Raw genomic sequence first — 18,137 nt, 5'->3', positions numbered from 1 at the left:
GGGCGTCCTGGGGTCGCTGATGGCCGGCTGGGCGTCGGCCAACAAGTTCTCGCTGCTCGGGGGCTTGCGCACCGCCGCGCAGCTACTCGCGTACGAGCTGCCGATGCTCCTCGCGGCGGCGTCCGTCGCGATGGCGGCGGGCACCGTGTCGCTCCCGGGGATCGTCGACGCCTTCCACTGGTGGTGGGTGCCGTGGCAGATCGTCGGCGGCGTCGTCTTCTTCACGGCCGGTCTCGCCGAGCTCCAGCGTCCGCCGTTCGACATGCCGGTCGCCGACTCGGAGATCATCTTCGGTGCGTACACCGAGTACACCGGTCTGCGCTTCGCGATGTTCCTGCTCGCCGAGTACGCGGGCATCGTCGTCCTGTGCGGTCTGACGACCGTGCTGTTCCTCGGCGGCTGGCACGGCCCGTTCGGGGCCGACGGGCTGGGCTGGCTGTGGACGGTGCTGAAGACCTTCGTCCTCGCCTTCGTCGTGATCTGGCTCCGCGTGACCTATCCGCGGCTGCGCGAGGACCAGCTCCAGAAGCTGGCCTGGACCGTTCTCATCCCGCTCGCCCTCGCGCAGATCGCCCTCACCGGCGTCGTCAAGGTGGTGATCCAGTAACCATGGGCATCCCTGGTTCCGGCCTGGCCAAGGGCCTCGCCGTCACCCTCCGCACCATGACCCGGCGCTCGGTCACCGCGCAGTACCCGGACGCCCAGCCCGAGCTGCCGCCCCGTACGCGCGGTGTCATCGGGCTGTTCGAGGAGAACTGCACGGTCTGCATGCTGTGCGCCCGCGAGTGCCCGGACTGGTGCATCTACATCGACTCCCACAAGGAGACCGTGCCCCCGGCCGCCCCGGGCGGCCGCGAGCGCAGCCGGAACGTTCTCGACCGCTTCGCGATCGACTTCGCGCTCTGCATGTACTGCGGCATCTGCATCGAGGTGTGCCCCTTCGACGCCCTGTTCTGGTCGCCGGAGTTCGAGTACGCCGAGACGGACATCCACGAGCTCACCCACGAGCGCGACAAGCTGCGCGAGTGGATGTGGACCGTGCCCGAGCCGCCCGCGCTCGACCCTGCGGCCGAGGAGCCGAAGGAGATCGCGGCGGCCCGCAAGACGGCCGAGAAACTGGCCGCCCAGCAGGAGCAGCAGGAGAAGGAGGGAGAAGCATGACCGGCACCGGAATCAGCACAGCCGCGCAAGCGGTCACGCACGGCTTCCTCTCCACCTCCGGTGTCGAGATCGTCTTCCTCCTGGTCGGCCTCGTCACCCTCGGCGCGGCCGTCATCACCGTCACCACCAAGCAGCTGGTGCACGCCGCCCTCTGGCTGGTCGTGGCGCTCGGCGGGCTCGCCGTGGAGTACCTGCTGCTGACGGCGGAGTTCATCGCCTGGGTGCAGGTGCTGATCTACGTCGGTTCCGTCGTGGTCCTCCTCCTCTTCGGGCTCATGCTCACCAGGGCCCCCATCGGCCGCTCCCCGGACGCCGACTCCGGCAACCGGTGGGCCGCCCTCGGGGTCGCCGGCGCCGCCGCAGCCGCCCTCGTCTGGGTGGTCGTGGACGCCTTCCGTACGACGTGGATCGATCTGGGCGGCGCGCCGCAGGGCAGCACGGAGGTCTCCGGAGAGATCCTCTTCCGGCACTGGGTGCTGCCGTTCGAGGCGCTGTCGGTCCTGCTGCTCGCCGCGCTCGTCGGCGCGATCGTCCTCTCCCGAAGGAAGAAGGAGGAGCGCTGATGCATCTCGTCTACCCGGCCGTCCTCGCCGCCCTCCTCTTCTGCGTGGGCCTCTACGGCGTCCTCGCCCGGCGCAACGCGATCCTGGTCCTGATGTCCGTCGAGCTGATGCTCAACGCCGTCAACCTCAACCTCGTCGCCTTCGACGTGTGGCTGCGCGACACGCTCCACGCCGGCCAGGCGCTCACCCTCTTCACCATCGCCATCGCCGCCGCCGAGATCGGCATCGGCCTGGCGATCGTCCTCCAGGTCCACCGCAACCGCGGCACCGCCGACGTCGACCGGCTCCGCGACCTCGCCGAGGACACCCCCGACACCACCCCCGATGCCGCCGGCACGGACCGCGAGGAGAAGGCCGAGGCCGCCGCGTGAGCACCACGACCACCGCCGTCCTCGTCCCCCTGCTGCCCTTCCTCGGCGCCCTCGCGGGCTTCCTGACGGGCCGCCGCGCCCCCGGCTTCGTCCGCCCGCTCGCCGTGCTGCCGACGCTCGCCGCCGCCGTGCTCGCGATCGTCGTCGCCTGCCGGCAGGGCGGCGGGGAGGCGCTCGACGCCGCCACCCGGCTCACCCCCACCGGCTCCGTGCCCATCGACCTCGCCCTCCACCTCGACGGCTTCGCCGTGCTCGTGGCGGTGCTCGTCGGGGTCGTGGCCACCTGCGTCCAGCTGTACTCGACCGCCTATCTGCGCGACGACCCCCGCTACCCCTCGTACGCGGCCCTCGTCTCCCTCTTCACCGCCGCGATGCTGCTCGTCGTCTACACCGGCGACCTGATGGTGCTGCTGGTCGGCTGGGAGATCATGGGCATCTGCTCGTACTTCCTGGTCGGCCACTACTGGGAGACCGAGGCCGCCCGGTCCGCCTCCCTCAAGGCCTTCCTGGTCACCAAGCTCGGCGACGTCCCCTTCCTGATCGGGATCTTCGCGCTGGCCGCCGACGCCGGCACGTTCCGCATCAGCGGCATCGTCGGCACCGCCGCCTCCGGCGGGCTGGCCCACCCCACCCTGATCGCCCTGCTGCTCCTGGCGGGCGTCGCGGGCAAGTCCGCGCAGTTCCCCCTGCACACCTGGCTGCCCGACGCGATGGCCGGCCCGACGCCCGTCTCCGCGCTGATCCACGCCGCGACGATGGTCGCGGCCGGTGTCTACCTCATCGCCCGGCTCCTCCCCGTCTTCGCCGCCTCGGCGGCGGCCCTGGTCGTCCTCGCGGTGATGGCCGCGGTCACCATGGTCGGCTCGGCCCTGGCCGCGCTCGCCCAGGACGACATCAAGCGCGTCCTCGCCTACTCCACCGTCGGCCAGCTCGGCTATATGACCGGCGCCCTGGCCGTCGGCGACCGCGGCGCGGCCGTCTTCCACCTCATCTCGCACGGTGCGTTCAAGGCCCTCCTCTTCCTCGGCGCGGGCGTGATCATCCACGCCGCCGGCACCAACTCGCTGGCCGCCATGGCCCGGACGAACGGCCTGGCCAAGCGGATCCCCGACGCCTACTGGACGATGACCGTCGCCCTCCTGGCGCTCGCCGCGATCCCCCCGTTCAGCGGCTTCTTCTCCAAGGAGGCCGTCCTCGGCGCCGCCGAGCACGCCGCCACCGGCGGCGCCCACAACATCCCCGCCGCCGCGGCCGGCCCGGCCGGCTGGACCGTGCTGATCGCGGGCCTGGTCACCGCCGTCCTCACCGCCGGCTACGCCACCCGCCTGTGGCTGCTCGCCTTCCACGGCAGGGGCGCCGAGGCCCCCGACCACGGCCGCGAGCCCGCCGCCATGAACGGTGTGCTGTGGGTCCTCTTCCTGCCCACCGCCGCCCTCGGCCTGGCCGCCTGGAAGCTGCCCGACTGGTTCGACGGCCGCTCGCTCACCCCCGGCCTCACCACCTCCGTCCTCTCCACCGGCTGCGCCCTCGCCGGCGCGCTCGTCATGTACGCGGCCTGGCGGCGCACCGCCGCCATCACCGCCCGTACCCCCCTGGGCGCCGTGGCCGCCGACCCGGACGCGGCCCCCGCCGTCTCCGAGATCGAGGCCATCGCCAGCCACGAGCCCGCGTACGGCACCGTCGCCGACGCCCCCGACCCCGGCGACCCGGGCAGGCTGCTCCTCGGCCCCCTCCACCGCCACGCCGTCACCGGATTCCACCTCGACGCCGTGTACTCCGCCCTGTTCGTCCGGCCCACGCGCGCCGCCGCCCGCCTCGCCCACTTCCTCGACCGCGAGGTCGTCGACGCGTATGTGCGCGGTGCCGCCACCGCGCCCGGGCTGCTCGGCGCGGCCGTCCGCCGCGCCCAGACCGGCAATGTGCAGACCTACCTCGGCGCCCTGCTCGCCGGCTCCGTCGTCCTGGCCGTCGCCGCCGTCCTCGTCGCCACCGGAGCCTGATCCATGAGTCACACCGTCATGCAGCTCCTCCTCGCCGCGCTCGTCGTCCTCCCCCTGCTGGGCGCCGTCGCCGCCCTGCTCCCCGCCCCGCCCGGCCTGGCGGGCAGGAGCCCCGAGCAGGCCGTGCTCCGCCACGGCGTCACCGTCACGGGCGTCGTCCTCGCGCTGTCCGTCGCCCTCGCCGCCGGCTTCGACCACGACCACCCGGCCCGGATGCAGGCGACCACCGACCTCCCCTGGATCCCCGCCCTCGGCATCCGGATCCACCTCGGCGTCGACGGCATCTCGCTCCCCCTCCTCGTCCTGACCGCGCTGCTGACCTTCCTCTGCGCGCTGTACAGCTACTTCAAGACGCCCACGGGCCCGTCCCCCAAGGCGTTCGTCGCGCTGCTCCTCGTGCTCGAGTCCGGGACCCTGGCGTCCTTCGCCGTCCTCGACCTGATGCTGTTCTTCCTGGCCTTCGAGACGGTGCTCATCCCGATGTACTTCCTCATCGCCCGCTGGGGCGGCGAGGGCCGGGAGCGCGCCGCCTGGCGCTTCATCCTCTACACGCTGCTCGGCTCGGTCGTGATGCTGCTGGGCCTCCTCCTCGTGGGCATCGACGGCGGCACGTTCGACATGGTGGCACTCGCCACTGACAACGGGTCCTCGCTCAGCCACACCACGCAGGTCATCGCGGTTCTGGCCATCGGTCTCGGACTGGCCGTCAAGGCCCCCATGTGGCCCCTGCACAGCTGGCTGCCCGACGCCCACACCGCCGCCCCCACGGTCGGCTCGGTGCTCCTCGCCGGCGTCCTGCTGAAGATGGGCACGTACGGGTTCGTCCGCATCGTCCTGCCGATCGCCCCGGACGGCGCCCACACCTTCGCGCCCTACCTCGCCGCCTTCGCGGCCGTCGGCATCGTCTACGGCTCCCTGGTCTGCCTCGCCCTCGCCCGCAAGGGCGCCAAGGCCGATCTCAAGCGCCTGATCGCCTACTCGTCCGTCGGCCACATGGGCTTCGTCCTCCTGGGCATCGCCACCCTCACCCCCACCGGGGTCAACGGCGCCCTCTTCGCCAACATCGCCCACGGCCTCATCACCGGCCTCCTCTTCTTCCTCGTCGGGGCCATCAAGGACCGCTACGGCACCAGCGACCTCGACAGCCTCGCCGGCACCACCGGCGCCGCCCTCTACGGCCGCGCCCCGCGCCTCGGCGGCCTGCTGGCCTTCGGCGCCGTGGCCTCCCTCGGACTCCCCGGCCTCGCCGGGTTCTGGGGCGAGATGCTGGCGATGTTCGCCTCCTTCCGCCCCGCCGACGGGCTCAGCCGCCCCGCGTTCCTCGTCTTCATGGCCCTGGCCGGCCTCGGCACCCTGCTCACCGCGGCCTACCTGCTGGTCGTCGTGCGCCGCGTGTGCATGGGCGGCGAGGTGGACCCGGCCGCCGAGAAGGCGGGCAGGATGCCCGACGGCCCGGCCCTCGTCGACGTCCGGCGGCACGAGCTCGCCGCCTGGGGCCCGCTCGTCGCCCTCACCGTTCTCGCCGGACTCTGGCCCGCGGCCCTCCTCGGCCTCACCGACCCGGCCGTTCAGCAGCTCCTCGCAGGAGGCAACTGATGGGCTCCCTGGTCCAGTCCGTCGACTGGCTCGCCATCGCCCCGCCCACCGTCACGGCCGCCGTGGCGCTGGTCGTCCTCGTCGTCGACCTCTTCCTCCCGGAGGACCGCAAACCCCTCCTCGGCCGGATCGCCCTCGGCGGTCTCGTGCTGGCCGGGCTCTCCCTCCTCCCGCTGCTGCGCGGCGACCGGTCGACCTTCTGCCTCACCGGGCCCGACGTCGCCGTCACCGCGTGCAGCTACACGGCGGACCGCTTCACCCTCGTCATCCAGCTGCTGGTGCTGGGCGGCGCCCTGCTGACGGCCCTGCTGTCCGTTGGCGCGATCGCGGATTCCAAACTTCCCGCGGGGGAGTACTGGTTCCTGCTGCTGTCGTCGGCCGCCGGCGCCGCGCTGCTGCCCGCCTCCCGTGACCTGGCGACCCTCGTCGTGGCCCTGGAAGTGGCCTCGCTGCCCGCCTTCGCCCTCGTCGGCCTGCGCCGCGGCGACCGCCGCTCCTCCGAGGCCGCGCTGAAGTTCTTCCTGTCGTCCGTGACCGCCACCGCCGTCACCCTCCTCGGCGTCTCCTTCCTCTACGCCGCGACCGGCACCCTCCACCTCACGGAGATCGCCGACGGCCTCGGCCACGTCGACCCGCGCCTGGCCGTCCTCGCCAAGGCGGGCGTCGCCCTGACCCTCGTCGGCTTCGCCTTCAAGACCGCCGCCGTCCCCTTCCACTTCTGGGTGCCCGACACCTACGTGGGCGCGCCGCTGCCCATCGCCGCGTACCTCTCGGTGGTCGGCAAGGCCGTCGGCTTCACCGGCATCGCCCTGGTGACGGTCGTCGCCTTCCCCACGTACGCCGACGTCTGGGGCCCGGCCCTGGCCGTGCTCGCCGCGGTCACCATGACCGCCGGCAACGTCGCCGCGCTGCGCCAGCGCCCCGACCGGAAGCACAGCGCCGTACGCCTGCTGGCCTGGTCCTCCGTCGGCCAGGCGGGCTACCTCCTCGTCCCGCTCGCCGCCGCCGGCTACGCCGAGGACCCCTCGCGCGCCATCGGCTCCACCGTCGCGTACGCCCTGATGTACGCGGCCGTGAACCTGGGCGCCTTCGCGGTCGCCGCCCTCGTGGCCCGCACCCGCCCGGACAACCGGATCACCGACTACCGCGGCCTGTACGCCCGCAACCCGCTCGCCGCCCTCGCGCACGCCTTCTTCCTGCTGTGCCTCGCCGGGCTGCCGCCGGGCGTCATCGGGCTCTTCGCCAAGGTCACCGTCTTCTCGGCGGCGGTCGACGCGGGGCTGGGCTGGCTGGCGGTCGTCATGGCCGTCAATGTCGTGATCGCGCTGTACTACTACCTCCAGTGGACAGCGGTCCTCTTCAAGGGCGGCCGCGAGGAGGCGGGGGAAACGCTGCCGACCGGATCGGCGACCGCTTCGGCGACCGGAGCGACGACCGCCCTGCCGGCCGAACCGGTGGTGCGCGTTCCGGCCACCCTCGGGGCGGCCATCGCCCTCGCCACGGCCCTCGGAGTGGCCCTCTCCGGCGCCCCCCAGCTGGTCCTGCGCTTCGCCTCGCAGGCACTCCTGTAGCGGTATCACCGTTTTTTCACCCGAATGGCGCGGCCCCTCGCGACCCCTGCGGGGGTGCACAAGGGAACTAGCGGCCCTCGTCTGGCGTTGACCAGTTCGAAAGGTTCCACTGGTTCAAGGGTTCCCCTGCCGCACCATTTGGAGGGCGTACCGTGCACCGCCGGCACAACGGGCTCAGGACGGCCCTGCTCCTCGGGGGGCTGTCCGCGCTCATCATCGTCATCGGCAGCATGTTCGGGCGCGGCGGCCTGATCATCGCCGTCCTGGTGGCCCTCGGCACCAACGCCTACGCCTACTGGAACAGCGACAAGCTCGCCCTGCGCGCGATGCGGGCCCGGCCCGTCAGCGAGTTCGAGGCCCCGCACCTCTACCGCATGGTCCGCGAACTCTCCACGGCCGCCCGCCAGCCCATGCCCCGGCTGTACATCTCCCCGACCGAGGCCCCCAACGCCTTCGCCACCGGCCGCAACCCGCGCAACGCCGCCGTCTGTTGCACCGAAGGCATCATGCGCCTCCTGGACGAGCGCGAGCTGCGCGGCGTCATCGGCCATGAGCTCAGCCACGTCTACAACCGCGACATCCTCATCTCGTCGGTGGCCGGCGCCCTCGCCTCGGTGGTGATGTTCCTGGTCAACTTCGCCTGGCTGATCCCCATCGGGCGCTCCGACGATGACGACGAGGGCCCCGGCCTCATCGGCATGATCATGATTATGATCCTGGGCCCCATCGCGGCCTCCCTCATCCAGCTCGCCGTCAGCCGCTCCCGCGAGTACGAGGCCGACGCCTCCGGCGCCCGCCTCACCGGCGATCCCCTGGCCCTGGCCGCCGCCCTCCGCAAGCTGGAGCTCGGCACCCAGCGGCTGCCCCTCCCGCCGGAGCCCCGCCTGGAGACGGCCAGCCACATGATGATCGCGAACCCGTTCCGCCCGGGCGAGGGCATGTCCAAGCTCTTCTCGACGCACCCGCCGATGGGGGAGCGCATCGCGCGCCTGGAGCGGATGGCGGGCCCGGGCGGCCGGCTCGGCGCCTGACGACGCCGGCGCCTGACGACGGCTGACGGCGGCTACTCGCCCGGCCCGCCCTGGAGGATCGGCACCAGCCGCCGGGCGGCGTCGGGCGCCATGAGCATCTCGTGGACCCGGGCGGAGAACCGGGCCGCCTCCTCGGCGCGCGGGAACATGTCCGTCTCGTAGCGGCGCACGGCGGCGTCGAGGTCGCCGGGCTCCTCGGCGATCGCCCGCCCGAGTTCGGCCCCGTCCAGCAGGGCCAGGTTGGCGCCGACGCCGGCGGGCGGCATCAGGTGGGCGGCGTCGCCGAGGAGGGTGACACCGCGTGCGTGGGGCCAGGTGAGGCCGACCGGCAGGGTGGTGAGGGAGCGGGTCGCGACGGTGTCGTCGCACGCGTCGATCAGCTCCGTGAACTGCGGGGCCCAGTCGGCGAACTCCTTCCTCAGCGCGGCCCGGGCGTGCTCCGGGTCGTCGAAGGGGATGCCACAGGTGGCGAGCCAGTCCTCGGGGCCCTGGAAGGTGAGGTAGATCCGCAGCCGGCCGTCGCCGTTGAGCTGTGCGGACAGCGAGCGGTCGGGACCGAAGGCCCAGTAGTTGCCGCGCCCGACCATGGCGGCCAGATCGGGCCGCGTGCGGGCCAGGGCGGGGATGCCCAGCTCGACCATGTGGGCGCCGAGGGACGTCGGCCGGGCGTCGCTGACGAGCGGGCGCACCCGTGAGTTGGCGCCGTCCGCGCCGACGAGCAGCTCGCATTCGGCGGTGCCGCCGTCGGCGAAGCGCAGGCGGTGGCGCCCCTCGGGCAGCGCCTCGGCGCGCAGGAGGCCGTGGTCCCAGGCGACGGCGTGCGGCGGCAGGGAGCCGAGGAGGATCGCGCGCAGGTCCGCGCGGTCGACCTCGGGGGCGTCGAGCGGGGCGTCGTCGGGGGTGTCCTGCCGCAGCAGCATCGTCCCGGTGTGGTCGAGCAGGCGGTGGTCCTGGCCCTCGCGCCGGGCTATGCGGAGGAACTCCGCCTCCAGTCCGGCCTCGCGCAGGGCGCGCTGGCCGCTGTCGGGGCGGAGGTCGAGCATGCCGCCCTGGGCGCGGGCGGCCGGGGACGCGTCGCGTTCGTACACGACGGCTTCGATGCCGTGCAGGTGCAGCACACGGGCGAGGGCCAGGCCGCCGGGCCCGGCTCCGACGATGGCGATACGAGGCATGAGTGTTCCCCCCAGATGGTCGTTTCGATACACCGTATCGAAAAGATACACTGTATTGAAAGCGAGAAAAGGGAGGGCGTGGACCGACATGCTCATCTGGGAACGGCCCGAGCCGTCCGCACGGGCGTCACTGAGCCCGCTGAGCCGCGACCGGATCGTGCGGGCCGCGATCAAACTGGCCGACGCCGACGGACTCCAGGCGGTCTCGCTGCGCAAGGTCGCCGCCGTCCTCGACGCGGGGCCGATGCGGCTCTACCGCTACGTGGACACCAAGGAGGAGCTCCTCGACCTGATGGTCGACGCCGTGTACGGGGAGATCCCCGCCCCGCCGCCCGAAGGGGACGACTGGCGCGCGGAGGTGCGCTCCCTGGTCCGGGGGATCCGGGGCGCCGCCCTCCGCCACGAATGGTTCGCCGACCTCCTGGGCGGCCGCCCCCACCTGGGACCCGCCGCGCTCGGCCATCTGGACGCCACGCTGACCGCGCTGCGCTCGGCGCCCGGGATCGGCGACGACCCGGACGCCCTCATGCGCGCCCTGCAGGCGGTCAACGGCTACGTCCTCGGCGCGGTCCGCCACGAGATCGTGGAACTGCGCGCGGAACGGGCGAGCGGCCTCACGGAGCACCAGTGGCAGGCGGCGGCGGGCCCCTACCTCGCCCGCGCGTTCGCGGCCGGCCGCTACCCGGCGCTCGCCCACGTCGTCGGGAACGGCTCGCACCAGGACCCCGCCGAGATGTTCGACGCGGGCCTCGACGTGCTCCTGACGGGCATCGCGGCCGGCGCCTGAGCGCTCCGCCGGAAGCGCGGTACGTCATCCGCGGGTGCGTCGTGGCCGGTCGCGCCCGCCAAGGCCGCTCAGTAGCGGTGGTGGCCGCCGGACGGACGGTCGCCGAGACCCGGAAGATGCCCGGGAGTCGGCCGGTGGCCACCGGACGGCCGCTCGCCGAGACCCGGCAGATGCCCGTTGGTGGGCCGGTGACCGCCGGGCGGCCGGTGACCGGGGTACGGCCGGTCACCCCGTCCGCCACCGCTGGCCAGGGTGATCGGCTCACCGTTGTGCGAACCTCCCTGGCACACCATCGAGTTGTTGTCGTCGTCGAGGACTCCGAGCCCGTCGTCGTTGCCGGGGTAGCTGGGCCAGCCGCCCCCGGTGACGCACCCCAGGATGTCGATGTCGACGGGAGCGGCGGGAGCGGCGGCTCGGGCGCTGCTGGGCGCACTGACGGCGACGACAGCCACCGCCGCGACCGCCAGCCCTGCGATTCGGTACGTGTGCATGGGACTCCGACTCCTCGTCCTGTCGTCCTGTCCGTACGTCCGCGTGGTACGCCCGGTCCAGCCACATGACCACGCCCCGGACGCCGCGGCGCGCTGGGCTGCGCCGGAAGGGTCACGACACGCGCCGCCACGGCGCGGCCGTCCCCCATACGGCTCATGCGGCCCCCAACGCGCAGCCGGGCTAAGCCAGTTGACGGAGCGGCGGACAACTCCTCGGCCTCGGGAGGGAGTAGAGCCCCGGTCGGGGCCGGGAAAGCGGGAGGTGGGGCCCGGTCCGGCGGTCATGCGGGGGCGTCTCCTCCGGATGCCCCCGACTCACCCCCTAGGGGCCCGCTCAGGGCCTCCCACCTGCGAAAGCGGCAACCGTACGCGGCCCTTCCGGCGTCTCATTCGCCGGAGAACCGGTCACGTGGGAGGCTATAAATCATGAGGTTCATCCTGAATATCATCTGGCTGGTCCTCTGTGGACTGTGGATGGCGCTCGGCTACGTCGTCGCCGGTCTGATCTGCTGCGTCCTCATTGTCACGATTCCATTTGGCATCGCGAGCTTCCGGATCGCCGGCTACGCGCTGTGGCCCTTCGGCCGGACGACGGTCGAACGCCGGGACGCGGGCGCGGGCTCGCTCATCGGGAACGTCATCTGGTTCATCTTCGCCGGATGGTGGCTGGCGCTGGGGCACATCGTCACCGGTATCGCCATGTGCTGCACGATCATCGGCATCCCGCTGGGCATCGCCAACTTCAAGCTGATCCCGATCTCACTGATGCCGCTGGGCCGGGAGATCGTCCCGACGGACGCGCCCTTCGCGACGCGCTGATCACTCGCCGGAAAGACGGAAGGGGCGTGTCAGGAGCGGCTTCGCCGCCGCTCCTGACACGCCCCTTCCGGGTGCGCGCTAGCGGTAGTTCACAAACTGGATCGCGAAGTCCAGGTCCTTGCCCTTGAGGAGGGCGATGATGGTCTGGAGGTCGTCGCGGCTCTTGGAGGAGACGCGGAGCTCATCGCCCTGGACCTGGGCCTTGACGCCCTTGGGGCCCTCATCGCGGATGATCTTCGCGACCTTCTTCGCGTTCTCCTGGGAGATGCCCTCCTCGATGGACGCGAAGAGCTTGTACTCCTTGCCGGACGCCTGCGGCTCGCCCGCGTCCAGGGACTTCAGGGAGATGCCGCGCTTGACCAGCTTGGTCTCGAAGATGTCGAGAACGGCCTTCACGCGCTCCTCGGAGTTGGCACGCATCTCGATCTTCTCGCCCGACCAGGCGATCGAGGCGCCGACGCCCTTGAAGTCGTAGCGCGTCGAGATCTCCTTGGCGGCCTGGTTGAGGGCGTTGTCGACCTCCTGCCGCTCGACCTTCGAGACGATGTCGAAACTGGAGTCGGCCATATTGAGTTGGCTCCTCGTGCGTAGATCCGTCAGGGGACGCGGCCGGAGGGCCGCGTGGCAAGCCTAGTCACCCGGGGCCCGGACGAGGGGCTGTGAACCGAGTGGCGGAGCACCCCAGGTCATCGGGTATTGTTTACGTCGTTGCCACGGAGCGCTCGAAAGAGCGACCGAGGTGACGACCCATGGCGGTGTGCCCGAGTGGCCAATGGGAGCGGACTGTAAATCCGTCGGCTTAGCCTACCCAGGTTCGAATCCTGGCGCCGCCACGGAATGAGGCCCCTGATCTGCGAAGATCAGGGGCTTCTTTCGTTCCCGGCCCGCCTCAGGCCCCGCCCAGCGCCTTCACGGCCTCCGCCACCGGCGTGTCGCCGCCGATCAGCTCCAGCGTCAGGCCGACGGCCCCCCGCTCGTCCTCGGACAGCAGCTCCGCCAGCACCGCCGCCACGTCGTCCCGGGTCACCTCGCCCCGGCCCGTGGAGCCCGCCGACAGGGTCACCCGGCCCGTGCCCGGCTCCTCCGTCAGCCGGCCCGGGCGCAGGACCGTCCAGTCGAGCCCGGCCCGGGAGCGGATGTCCGCGTCGGCGGCGCCCTTCGCCCGCAGATAGGCGGCGAAGACCGGGTCCGTGCCCTCCGGCGGCTCCCGGTCGGCGCCCATGGACGAGACGACGACGAAGCGCCGTACGCCCGCCGCCTCCGCCGCGTCGGCGAAGAGGACGGCGGCGGCCCGGTCCACGGTCTCCTTGCGGGCGGCCCCGCTGCCCGGGCCCGCGCCGGCGGCGAAGACGGCCGCGTCGGCACCCGCCAGATGGCGGGCGACGTCCGCCACGGCCGCCGTCTCCAGATCGCAGACGACGGGCTCGGCGCCCGCCGCCAGCAGGTCTCCCGCCTGTCCGGCGCGGCGGACCATCCCCGCCACCTCGTCACCGCGCGCGGCGAGCAACCGCTCCAGCCGCAGCGCGATCCGACCATGTCCTCCAGCGATGACAATGCGCATGATCCGACCGTACGGGGCGGCCCCTCACGAGGGGTCCCCGCCGCGCGGCGACTGCCGGGGCAGGTCGAGGGCCACCGTGGCCTGGACGTCGCCGTACTCGCGGACCGCGCTGGTGCGGGCGACGACCCGGGCGTGGTGGACGACGAGCCGGCTGTAGCCGAGGGACAGGACGCCCGCGACGGCGTGGCCCCGGACGGCCAGCAGCTCCGCCGGGAAGCCGGCCTCCACCCGGACCTCGGGCAGGCCCATCACCGCGCGGGCCCGGCCGCTGACGGCCTCGTAGGCCTGCTCGGGGCCGAGCTCGCCGTGCGAGGCGAGCAGGTAGGCGGCCTCCAGGGGGTCGCCCCGGCCCACGGGGTTGGCGGCGTCGCGCAGGGCGCCGCTGCCCGCCGCGACCTTGACGCCCGCCGCGCGCAGCAGCCGTACGGGCGCGCACCACGGGCCGCCGCCCCGGGCCCCGCCCGAGAGCCCGCAGTCGCCCTGGGGCAGGCAGACGACCGTCACCCCGGCCGCCGCCAGCTGCTGGCCCGCGCGGGCGGCCTGGTCCCGGGGGAGCCGGGCGAGGGCCCCGCACGGCCCGACGGCCACGCCGGGGCGCAGCCCGCCCGCCATGGCGGCGAGCCGGGCCAGCCGGGCCGGTTCGGCGCCGTCGGTGTGGAGGTCGACGGCGCAGCCGTGCTCGGCGGCCAGCGCGAGGACGGTCTCGGCGTAGCCGGTGGGGTCGGGGTCGAGGTCGGGGCAGCCGCCGATGACGGTGGCGCCCATCCCGACGGCGTCCCGCAGCATGGCGAGCCCGTCGGCCCCGGCGGCGCCGGTCAGCAGCCGGGGCACGGCGACCGCGCTGAGCTCCGTGAGCCCCCGCAGCGAGCGCCGCGCCGCCAGGACGCCCTCCAGGGCGCGCAGCCCCGCCACGTCGCCGACGCGGACGTGGGTGCGCACGGCGGTGGCGCCATGCCCCAGTTGCAGCAGGGCGGCCTCCGTCGTACGGCGCTGGACGTCCTCGACGCCGTGCGGGACCGGGCCGCCGGCGTCGGCCGTGAGCGCGGTGTCCAGGTGGGCGTGGGGATCGGCGGGCGCGGGCAGCAGCACATAGCCGGTGAGGTCGACGCGCGGGCCGGGGGCAAGGCTGCCCGCCGTGCCGACGGCCTCGATGCGCCCGCCGCTGAGGCGTACGTCCACCACGCGCCCGTCGGCGAGCCGGGCGCCGCAGAGCACCAGCGCGCCCTCGCCCGGTGGCGGGGCGGCGGCGTCGCCGTCGGGGCTTCTCGCGGGCTGCGGCTGACTGTCGGGCATCACGATCCTCCGGTAGGCCGGGGCGGGCATGATCACGCAGCGGTTCGAGCGTAGGCCGCGCACGGAGCCGGTCGGCGGAACCACCGAATAGTCGTACTGGTGTGGCCCTCGGGACGGCCGGGAGGGCGCCGGCGGCCGCGCCGGTGACGGCCTGGGAGAACGCCCTGGCAGGGGCGGCCGCATACGGATTTCACCTTCGGCCGCAGACCGTGTAATGTCTTCCTCGCTCGCCCCAATAGCTCAGTCGGCAGAGCGTCTCCATGGTAAGGAGAAGGTCAACGGTTCGATTCCGTTTTGGGGCTCTGGTGTGGAAGGTTCTCCCGTCTTCGGACGGGGGAGTCGACCTCATCAAAGCGGCGTAGCTCAGTCGGTAGAGCAAGCGGCTCATAATCGCTGTGTCACCGGTTCAAGTCCGGTCGCCGCTACACACAGTAGCCGATTGTGGGGTCGGTCCTCCGATCGGCTACTCTTTTATGCGTTGTATCCGTCCATCCGTCAAGGAGCACTCACGTGGCTGCCACCGACGTCCGCCCGAAGATCACGCTGGCCTGCGTGGAGTGCAAGGAGCGGAACTACATCACCAAGAAGAACCGGCGCAATGACCCGGACCGACTTGAGATGAAGAAGCACTGCCCGCGCTGCAACGCCCACACGGCGCACCGCGAGACGCGCTAACAGCGCAACAGGTCGTTCATGAGGCCGTCCCCAGCTTCTGGGGGCGGCCTCATGGCATATTCCGACCCGTATGCAGGGCCGTTTCCCGGCCCATGACAAAGAACTTCCAGTCCACTCAGGAGGTGCCGGGCCATGGCGCTCGACCAGTCCTACGTCGGACGGACCTATCCGGCCACCGACCCCTATGAGGTCGGCCGGGAGAAGATCCGCGAATTCGCCGAGGCCATCGGCGACGCCAATCCGGCGTACACCGACCCCGAGGCCGCCAAGGCGCTCGGCCACCCCGATGTGATCGCTCCGCCCACTTTTGTGTTCGCGATCACTTTCAAGGCCGCCGGGCTGGTCATCCAGGACCCGCAGCTGGGGCTGGACTACTCCCGAGTGGTGCACGGCGACCAGAAGTTCGCGTACACCCGCCCGGTGCGGGCGGGCGACCGGCTCACGGTCACCTCCACGATCGAGTCGATCAAGTCGCTGGCGGGCAATGACGTCCTGCTGGTCCGCGGTGAGGTCCACGACGCGGCCGGCGAGCACGTCGTGACCGCGCACACGAAGCTGGTGGCGCGCGCCGCCGAGGAGGCGTGATGGCGGCCACAGTTTCCTACGACGAGGTCGAGGTCGGCACCGAGCTGCCCGCCGCCTCCTTCCCCGTGACGCGTGCCACACTCGTCCGCTACGCGGGTGCCTCCGGCGACTTCAACCCGATCCACTGGAACGAGAAGTTCGCCAAGGAGGTGGGCCTGCCGGACGTCATCGCGCACGGCATGTTCACCATGGCCGAGGCGATCCGTGTGGTGACCGACTGGGCCGGCGACCCGGCCGCGGTGGTCGACTACGGGGTGCGCTTCACCAAGCCGGTCGTCGTGCCGAACGACGACAAGGGCGCGGTCGTCGAGGTCTCCGCCAAGGTCGCGGCCAAGCTCGACGACGAGGCCCGCACGGTCCGCGTGGACCTGACGGCCGTCTGCGACGGCCAGAAGGTGCTCGGCATGGCCCGCGCGGTCGTCGCGCTCGCCTGAGCCTTCCGTAAGGGGCGCCCGCAATGGCGGACGCCCCTTACTCTCCCCTTGACCGCTTAGTAAGCAACCACTAACTTACTGGCATGGTCAGGATGAGCGCGGAAGAACGCCGCGAGAGTGTCACCCGAGCGGCGATCACCGAGTTCGCCCGCGGCGGCTACGAGGGCACGTCCACCGAGGCGATCGCCCGCCGCGTCGGGGTGTCCCAGCCGTACCTCTTCCGGCTCTTCCCCGGGAAGCGGGCCATCTTCCTCGCCGCGGCCCTGCGCTGCATGGACGACACGAGGCTCGCGTTCGCGGAAGCGGTGAAGGGGGCGACGACGCCCGACGAGGCCGTCCACGCCATGGCGGCCGCGTACCAGCGGATGATCGCCGAGGACCGCGACAAGCTCATGATGCAGATGCAGATGAACGTCGCGGTGGCGTCCGCCGAGGCGTCGGGGGACCACGAGTTCGGCGAGACGATCCGCCGGGGCTGGCTGGAGCTCTACGACTCCGTCCACCTCTCCCTCGGCGCCGACGTCAAGGAGACCACGGAGTTCTGGGCCTACGGGATGCTCATCAACACCCTGCTGTCCCTGGGCTTCCCCGCTGACCACCGCGTCTGGGCCGGCTTCTACGACTCCTCGCAGCCCAAGTGACCGAGGGGGCGCGAGCCCCCTCCACCCAAATTTTTTTCACCCACAAAGTTAGTAAGCAATAACTAAACAAGCATCCGAACCAACAACAGGGGGAAGCATGGACCAGCAGCGATCACCACGGCGGGCCGCCTGGGCCCTCGTCATCACCAGCGTCGCCGGCTTCATGGCCGCTCTCGACAACCTCGTCGTCACCACCGCCCTGCCCGCCATCCGCAAGGACCTCGGCGGGGCGCTGGAGGACCTGGAATGGACGGTGAACGCCTACACCCTCACGTTCGCCGTGCTGCTCATGCTGGGCGCGGCCCTGGGCGACCGCTTCGGCCGCCGCAGGCTCTTCACCGTCGGCCTCGCGATATTCACCGGCGCCTCGGCCGCCGCCGCGCTCGCCACCGGCATCGACGGACTCATCGCCGCCCGCGCCGTCCAGGGCGTCGGCGCCGCGATCATGATGCCGCTGACCCTCACCCTCCTGACCGCGGCCGTCCCCGCCGAACGACGCGGCATGGCCTACGGCATCTGGGGCGCGGTCAACGGCCTCGCCGTCGCGGGCGGCCCGCTCATCGGCGGCAGCCTCACCGAGCACATCTCCTGGCACTGGATCTTCTGGCTGAACGTCCCGCTCGGCCTGGCCCTCCTGCCCCTGGCCCGCCTCCGCCTCGCCGAGTCCCACGCCCCCGGCGCCCGCCTCGACGTACCCGGCACCCTGCTCGTCTCCGGCGGCCTCTTCGGCATCGTCTACGCCCTGGTCAACGCCAACTCCGACGGCTGGACCAGCGCCCCCGTCCTCACCGGCCTGATCGCCGGGACGGCACTGCTCGGCGGCTTCGTCCACCACGGCTTCCGCAACGCGCGGCCCATGCTGCCGATGCGGCTCTTCGGCAACCGCGCCTTCAGCGCGATCAACGCGGCGAGCCTGCTGATGTTCCTGGGCATGTTCGGGGCGATCTTCCTGCTCAGCCAGTTCCTCCAGGGCGTGGGCGGCTACTCGCCCACGGAGGCGGGGCTGCGGATGCTGCCGTGGACGGGTATGCCGATGATCGTGGCGCCGATTGCCGGATACCTCTCCGACCGCGTCGGCGGCCGCCCCGTGGTCGTCGCCGGCCTCGCCCTCCAGGCCCTCGGCCTCGCCCTCTTCGCCCTGGTCGTCGACGCCGACATGTCCTACGCGGAACAGCTGCCCGCGCTGATCGTGAGCGGCGTCGGGATGGCGCTGTACTTCGCCCCCGCCGCGAACCTGGTCATGTCCAGCGTGCGCCCGGCCGAGCAGGGCATCGCCTCCGGCGCGAACAACGCGCTGCGGGAGGTCGGCGGGGCGCTCGGGGTGGCCGTGCTCGGGTCCGTGTTCTCCGCGCGGGGCGGCTATGAGACCGCGGCGCGGTTTGTGGA

General features: G+C 72.3%; 20 protein-coding genes and 3 tRNA genes. 18 read left to right on the top strand and 5 right to left on the bottom strand.

Translation table 11 applies throughout. The features are described from left to right. From K6I33_RS15815 to htpX, 8 genes are all read left to right on the top strand, one after another. Positions 1-607 (top strand): complex I subunit 1 family protein (locus tag K6I33_RS15815; RefSeq protein WP_229352288.1); only part of this gene is annotated, 607 nt, incomplete at its 5' end. Positions 608-609: 2 nt separating this feature from the next. Next, complete coding sequence (locus K6I33_RS15810) at positions 610-1,161, top strand: NADH-quinone oxidoreductase subunit I (RefSeq protein WP_229352285.1); 552 nt, start codon at positions 610-612, stop codon at positions 1,159-1,161. Then, positions 1,158-1,724, top strand: a complete 567-nt coding sequence (locus tag K6I33_RS15805; RefSeq protein ID WP_229352277.1) for an NADH-quinone oxidoreductase subunit J — start codon at positions 1,158-1,160, stop codon at positions 1,722-1,724. The genes K6I33_RS15810 and K6I33_RS15805 overlap by 4 nt, the downstream gene beginning before the upstream one ends. Next, on the top strand, positions 1,724-2,095 hold the full coding sequence (gene nuoK, locus K6I33_RS15800) for an NADH-quinone oxidoreductase subunit NuoK (RefSeq protein ID WP_229352274.1): 372 nt from the start codon (positions 1,724-1,726) through the stop codon (positions 2,093-2,095). Before K6I33_RS15805 ends, nuoK begins: the two co-directional genes overlap by 1 nt. Continuing rightward, on the top strand, positions 2,092-4,095 hold the full coding sequence (locus K6I33_RS15795) for an NADH-quinone oxidoreductase subunit L (RefSeq protein WP_229352273.1): 2,004 nt from the start codon (positions 2,092-2,094) through the stop codon (positions 4,093-4,095). Before nuoK ends, K6I33_RS15795 begins: the two co-directional genes overlap by 4 nt. A gap of 3 nt (positions 4,096-4,098) precedes the next feature. Beyond that, a complete protein-coding gene (locus K6I33_RS15790) occupies positions 4,099-5,691 on the top strand; it encodes a NuoM family protein (protein ID WP_229352272.1) in 1,593 nt (530 codons plus the stop codon). After that, positions 5,691-7,262 carry an NADH-quinone oxidoreductase subunit N gene (locus K6I33_RS15785; RefSeq protein ID WP_229352271.1) on the top strand — a complete coding sequence of 524 codons (1,572 nt, stop codon included), beginning with the start codon at positions 5,691-5,693 and terminating at the stop codon, positions 7,260-7,262. The genes K6I33_RS15790 and K6I33_RS15785 overlap by 1 nt, the downstream gene beginning before the upstream one ends. A gap of 152 nt (positions 7,263-7,414) precedes the next feature. Then, positions 7,415-8,293, top strand: a complete 879-nt coding sequence (gene htpX / locus K6I33_RS15780; RefSeq protein WP_229352270.1) for a zinc metalloprotease HtpX — start codon at positions 7,415-7,417, stop codon at positions 8,291-8,293. Between the two features lie 32 nt (positions 8,294-8,325). Here htpX and K6I33_RS15775 read toward each other — a convergent pair whose 3' ends face one another. Then, positions 8,326-9,465, bottom strand: coding sequence for an NAD(P)/FAD-dependent oxidoreductase (locus K6I33_RS15775; protein ID WP_229352268.1), 1,140 nt, complete (start codon positions 9,463-9,465; stop codon positions 8,326-8,328). Positions 9,466-9,553: 88 nt separating this feature from the next. Here K6I33_RS15775 and K6I33_RS15770 point away from each other — a divergent pair, with 88 nt between their 5' ends. Beyond that, positions 9,554-10,252: a TetR/AcrR family transcriptional regulator gene (locus K6I33_RS15770; protein ID WP_229352266.1), complete on the top strand. Its 699-nt coding sequence runs from the start codon at positions 9,554-9,556 to the stop codon at positions 10,250-10,252. A 68-nt stretch (positions 10,253-10,320) separates the two neighbouring features. Here the strand turns inward: K6I33_RS15770 and K6I33_RS15765 are convergent, their stop codons facing one another. Beyond that, the gene (locus tag K6I33_RS15765) at positions 10,321-10,743 is read right to left on the bottom strand and encodes a hypothetical protein (protein WP_229352264.1); all 423 of its coding nucleotides are present in this window, start codon (positions 10,741-10,743) and stop codon (positions 10,321-10,323) included. A gap of 426 nt (positions 10,744-11,169) precedes the next feature. On the opposite strand from K6I33_RS15765, the gene K6I33_RS15760 reads away from it, so the two are divergent. Continuing rightward, on the top strand, positions 11,170-11,562 hold the full coding sequence (locus K6I33_RS15760) for a YccF domain-containing protein (RefSeq protein WP_229352263.1): 393 nt from the start codon (positions 11,170-11,172) through the stop codon (positions 11,560-11,562). Between the two features lie 78 nt (positions 11,563-11,640). Here K6I33_RS15760 and K6I33_RS15755 read toward each other — a convergent pair whose 3' ends face one another. After that, complete coding sequence (locus K6I33_RS15755) at positions 11,641-12,129, bottom strand: YajQ family cyclic di-GMP-binding protein (RefSeq protein WP_189456515.1); 489 nt, start codon at positions 12,127-12,129, stop codon at positions 11,641-11,643. A 184-nt stretch (positions 12,130-12,313) separates the two neighbouring features. Here K6I33_RS15755 and K6I33_RS15750 point away from each other — a divergent pair. Continuing rightward, positions 12,314-12,395 (top strand) — tRNA-Tyr (locus K6I33_RS15750). 56 nt (positions 12,396-12,451) lie between these two features. On the opposite strand, the gene K6I33_RS15745 is transcribed toward K6I33_RS15750, so the two are convergent. Together K6I33_RS15745 and K6I33_RS15740 are read right to left on the bottom strand one after the other, a co-directional pair. After that, the gene (locus tag K6I33_RS15745) at positions 12,452-13,123 is read right to left on the bottom strand and encodes an NAD(P)H-binding protein (RefSeq protein ID WP_229352262.1); all 672 of its coding nucleotides are present in this window, start codon (positions 13,121-13,123) and stop codon (positions 12,452-12,454) included. Positions 13,124-13,147: 24 nt separating this feature from the next. Then, positions 13,148-14,416 (bottom strand): amidohydrolase family protein, encoded by a 1,269-nt coding sequence (locus K6I33_RS15740; RefSeq protein ID WP_229352260.1) that lies wholly within the window; start codon positions 14,414-14,416, stop codon positions 13,148-13,150. A gap of 229 nt (positions 14,417-14,645) precedes the next feature. Here K6I33_RS15740 and K6I33_RS15735 point away from each other — a divergent pair. The 7 genes from K6I33_RS15735 to K6I33_RS15705 all read left to right on the top strand — a co-directional run. Further along, a tRNA-Thr gene (locus tag K6I33_RS15735) sits at positions 14,646-14,718 on the top strand. 50 nt (positions 14,719-14,768) lie between these two features. After that, a tRNA-Met gene (locus K6I33_RS15730) sits at positions 14,769-14,841 on the top strand. Between the two features lie 85 nt (positions 14,842-14,926). Next, the gene (rpmG, locus tag K6I33_RS15725) at positions 14,927-15,091 is read left to right on the top strand and encodes a 50S ribosomal protein L33 (RefSeq protein WP_004571794.1); all 165 of its coding nucleotides are present in this window, start codon (positions 14,927-14,929) and stop codon (positions 15,089-15,091) included. 132 nt (positions 15,092-15,223) lie between these two features. Next, entirely contained in the window at positions 15,224-15,676 is a 453-nt protein-coding gene (locus K6I33_RS15720; protein WP_189456509.1) for a MaoC family dehydratase N-terminal domain-containing protein, read from the top strand. Further along, on the top strand, positions 15,676-16,110 hold the full coding sequence (locus tag K6I33_RS15715; RefSeq protein WP_229352258.1) for a MaoC family dehydratase: 435 nt from the start codon (positions 15,676-15,678) through the stop codon (positions 16,108-16,110). The genes K6I33_RS15720 and K6I33_RS15715 overlap by 1 nt, the downstream gene beginning before the upstream one ends. 92 nt (positions 16,111-16,202) lie before the next feature. Further along, complete coding sequence (locus tag K6I33_RS15710) at positions 16,203-16,751, top strand: TetR/AcrR family transcriptional regulator (protein WP_229352256.1); 549 nt, start codon at positions 16,203-16,205, stop codon at positions 16,749-16,751. 97 nt (positions 16,752-16,848) lie between these two features. Then, positions 16,849-18,137: MFS transporter (locus K6I33_RS15705; RefSeq protein ID WP_229352254.1), on the top strand; the 1,289-nt coding region annotated here is incomplete at its 3' end.

Origin of the sequence: Streptomyces sp. UNOB3_S3 (assembly GCF_020740895.1) — a bacterium.
Taxonomy (GTDB): Bacteria; Actinomycetota; Actinomycetes; order Streptomycetales; family Streptomycetaceae; genus Streptomyces.
Note: the sequence above shows the minus strand (reverse complement) of the source record. Positions and strands in the feature narration are given on the sequence as shown.

Excerpts from the sequence above, each read along its gene's own strand:
- K6I33_RS15810 (WP_229352285.1), top strand. The coding sequence starts at position 610 with ATGGGCATCCCTGGTTCCGGCCTGGCCAAGGGCCTCGCCGTCACCCTC.
- K6I33_RS15805 (WP_229352277.1), top strand. The coding sequence starts at position 1,158 with ATGACCGGCACCGGAATCAGCACAGCCGCGCAAGCGGTCACGCACGGC.
- nuoK (WP_229352274.1), top strand. The coding sequence starts at position 1,724 with ATGCATCTCGTCTACCCGGCCGTCCTCGCCGCCCTCCTCTTCTGCGTG.
- K6I33_RS15790 (WP_229352272.1), top strand. The coding sequence starts at position 4,099 with ATGAGTCACACCGTCATGCAGCTCCTCCTCGCCGCGCTCGTCGTCCTC.
- K6I33_RS15785 (WP_229352271.1), top strand. The coding sequence starts at position 5,691 with ATGGGCTCCCTGGTCCAGTCCGTCGACTGGCTCGCCATCGCCCCGCCC.
- K6I33_RS15775 (WP_229352268.1), bottom strand. The coding sequence starts at position 9,465 with ATGCCTCGTATCGCCATCGTCGGAGCCGGGCCCGGCGGCCTGGCCCTC.
- K6I33_RS15770 (WP_229352266.1), top strand. The coding sequence starts at position 9,554 with ATGCTCATCTGGGAACGGCCCGAGCCGTCCGCACGGGCGTCACTGAGC.
- K6I33_RS15765 (WP_229352264.1), bottom strand. The coding sequence starts at position 10,743 with ATGCACACGTACCGAATCGCAGGGCTGGCGGTCGCGGCGGTGGCTGTC.
- K6I33_RS15760 (WP_229352263.1), top strand. The coding sequence starts at position 11,170 with ATGAGGTTCATCCTGAATATCATCTGGCTGGTCCTCTGTGGACTGTGG.
- K6I33_RS15755 (WP_189456515.1), bottom strand. The coding sequence starts at position 12,129 with ATGGCCGACTCCAGTTTCGACATCGTCTCGAAGGTCGAGCGGCAGGAG.
- K6I33_RS15745 (WP_229352262.1), bottom strand. The coding sequence starts at position 13,123 with ATGCGCATTGTCATCGCTGGAGGACATGGTCGGATCGCGCTGCGGCTG.
- K6I33_RS15740 (WP_229352260.1), bottom strand. The coding sequence starts at position 14,416 with ATGCCCGACAGTCAGCCGCAGCCCGCGAGAAGCCCCGACGGCGACGCC.
- K6I33_RS15720 (WP_189456509.1), top strand. The coding sequence starts at position 15,224 with ATGGCGCTCGACCAGTCCTACGTCGGACGGACCTATCCGGCCACCGAC.
- K6I33_RS15715 (WP_229352258.1), top strand. The coding sequence starts at position 15,676 with ATGGCGGCCACAGTTTCCTACGACGAGGTCGAGGTCGGCACCGAGCTG.
- K6I33_RS15710 (WP_229352256.1), top strand. The coding sequence starts at position 16,203 with ATGAGCGCGGAAGAACGCCGCGAGAGTGTCACCCGAGCGGCGATCACC.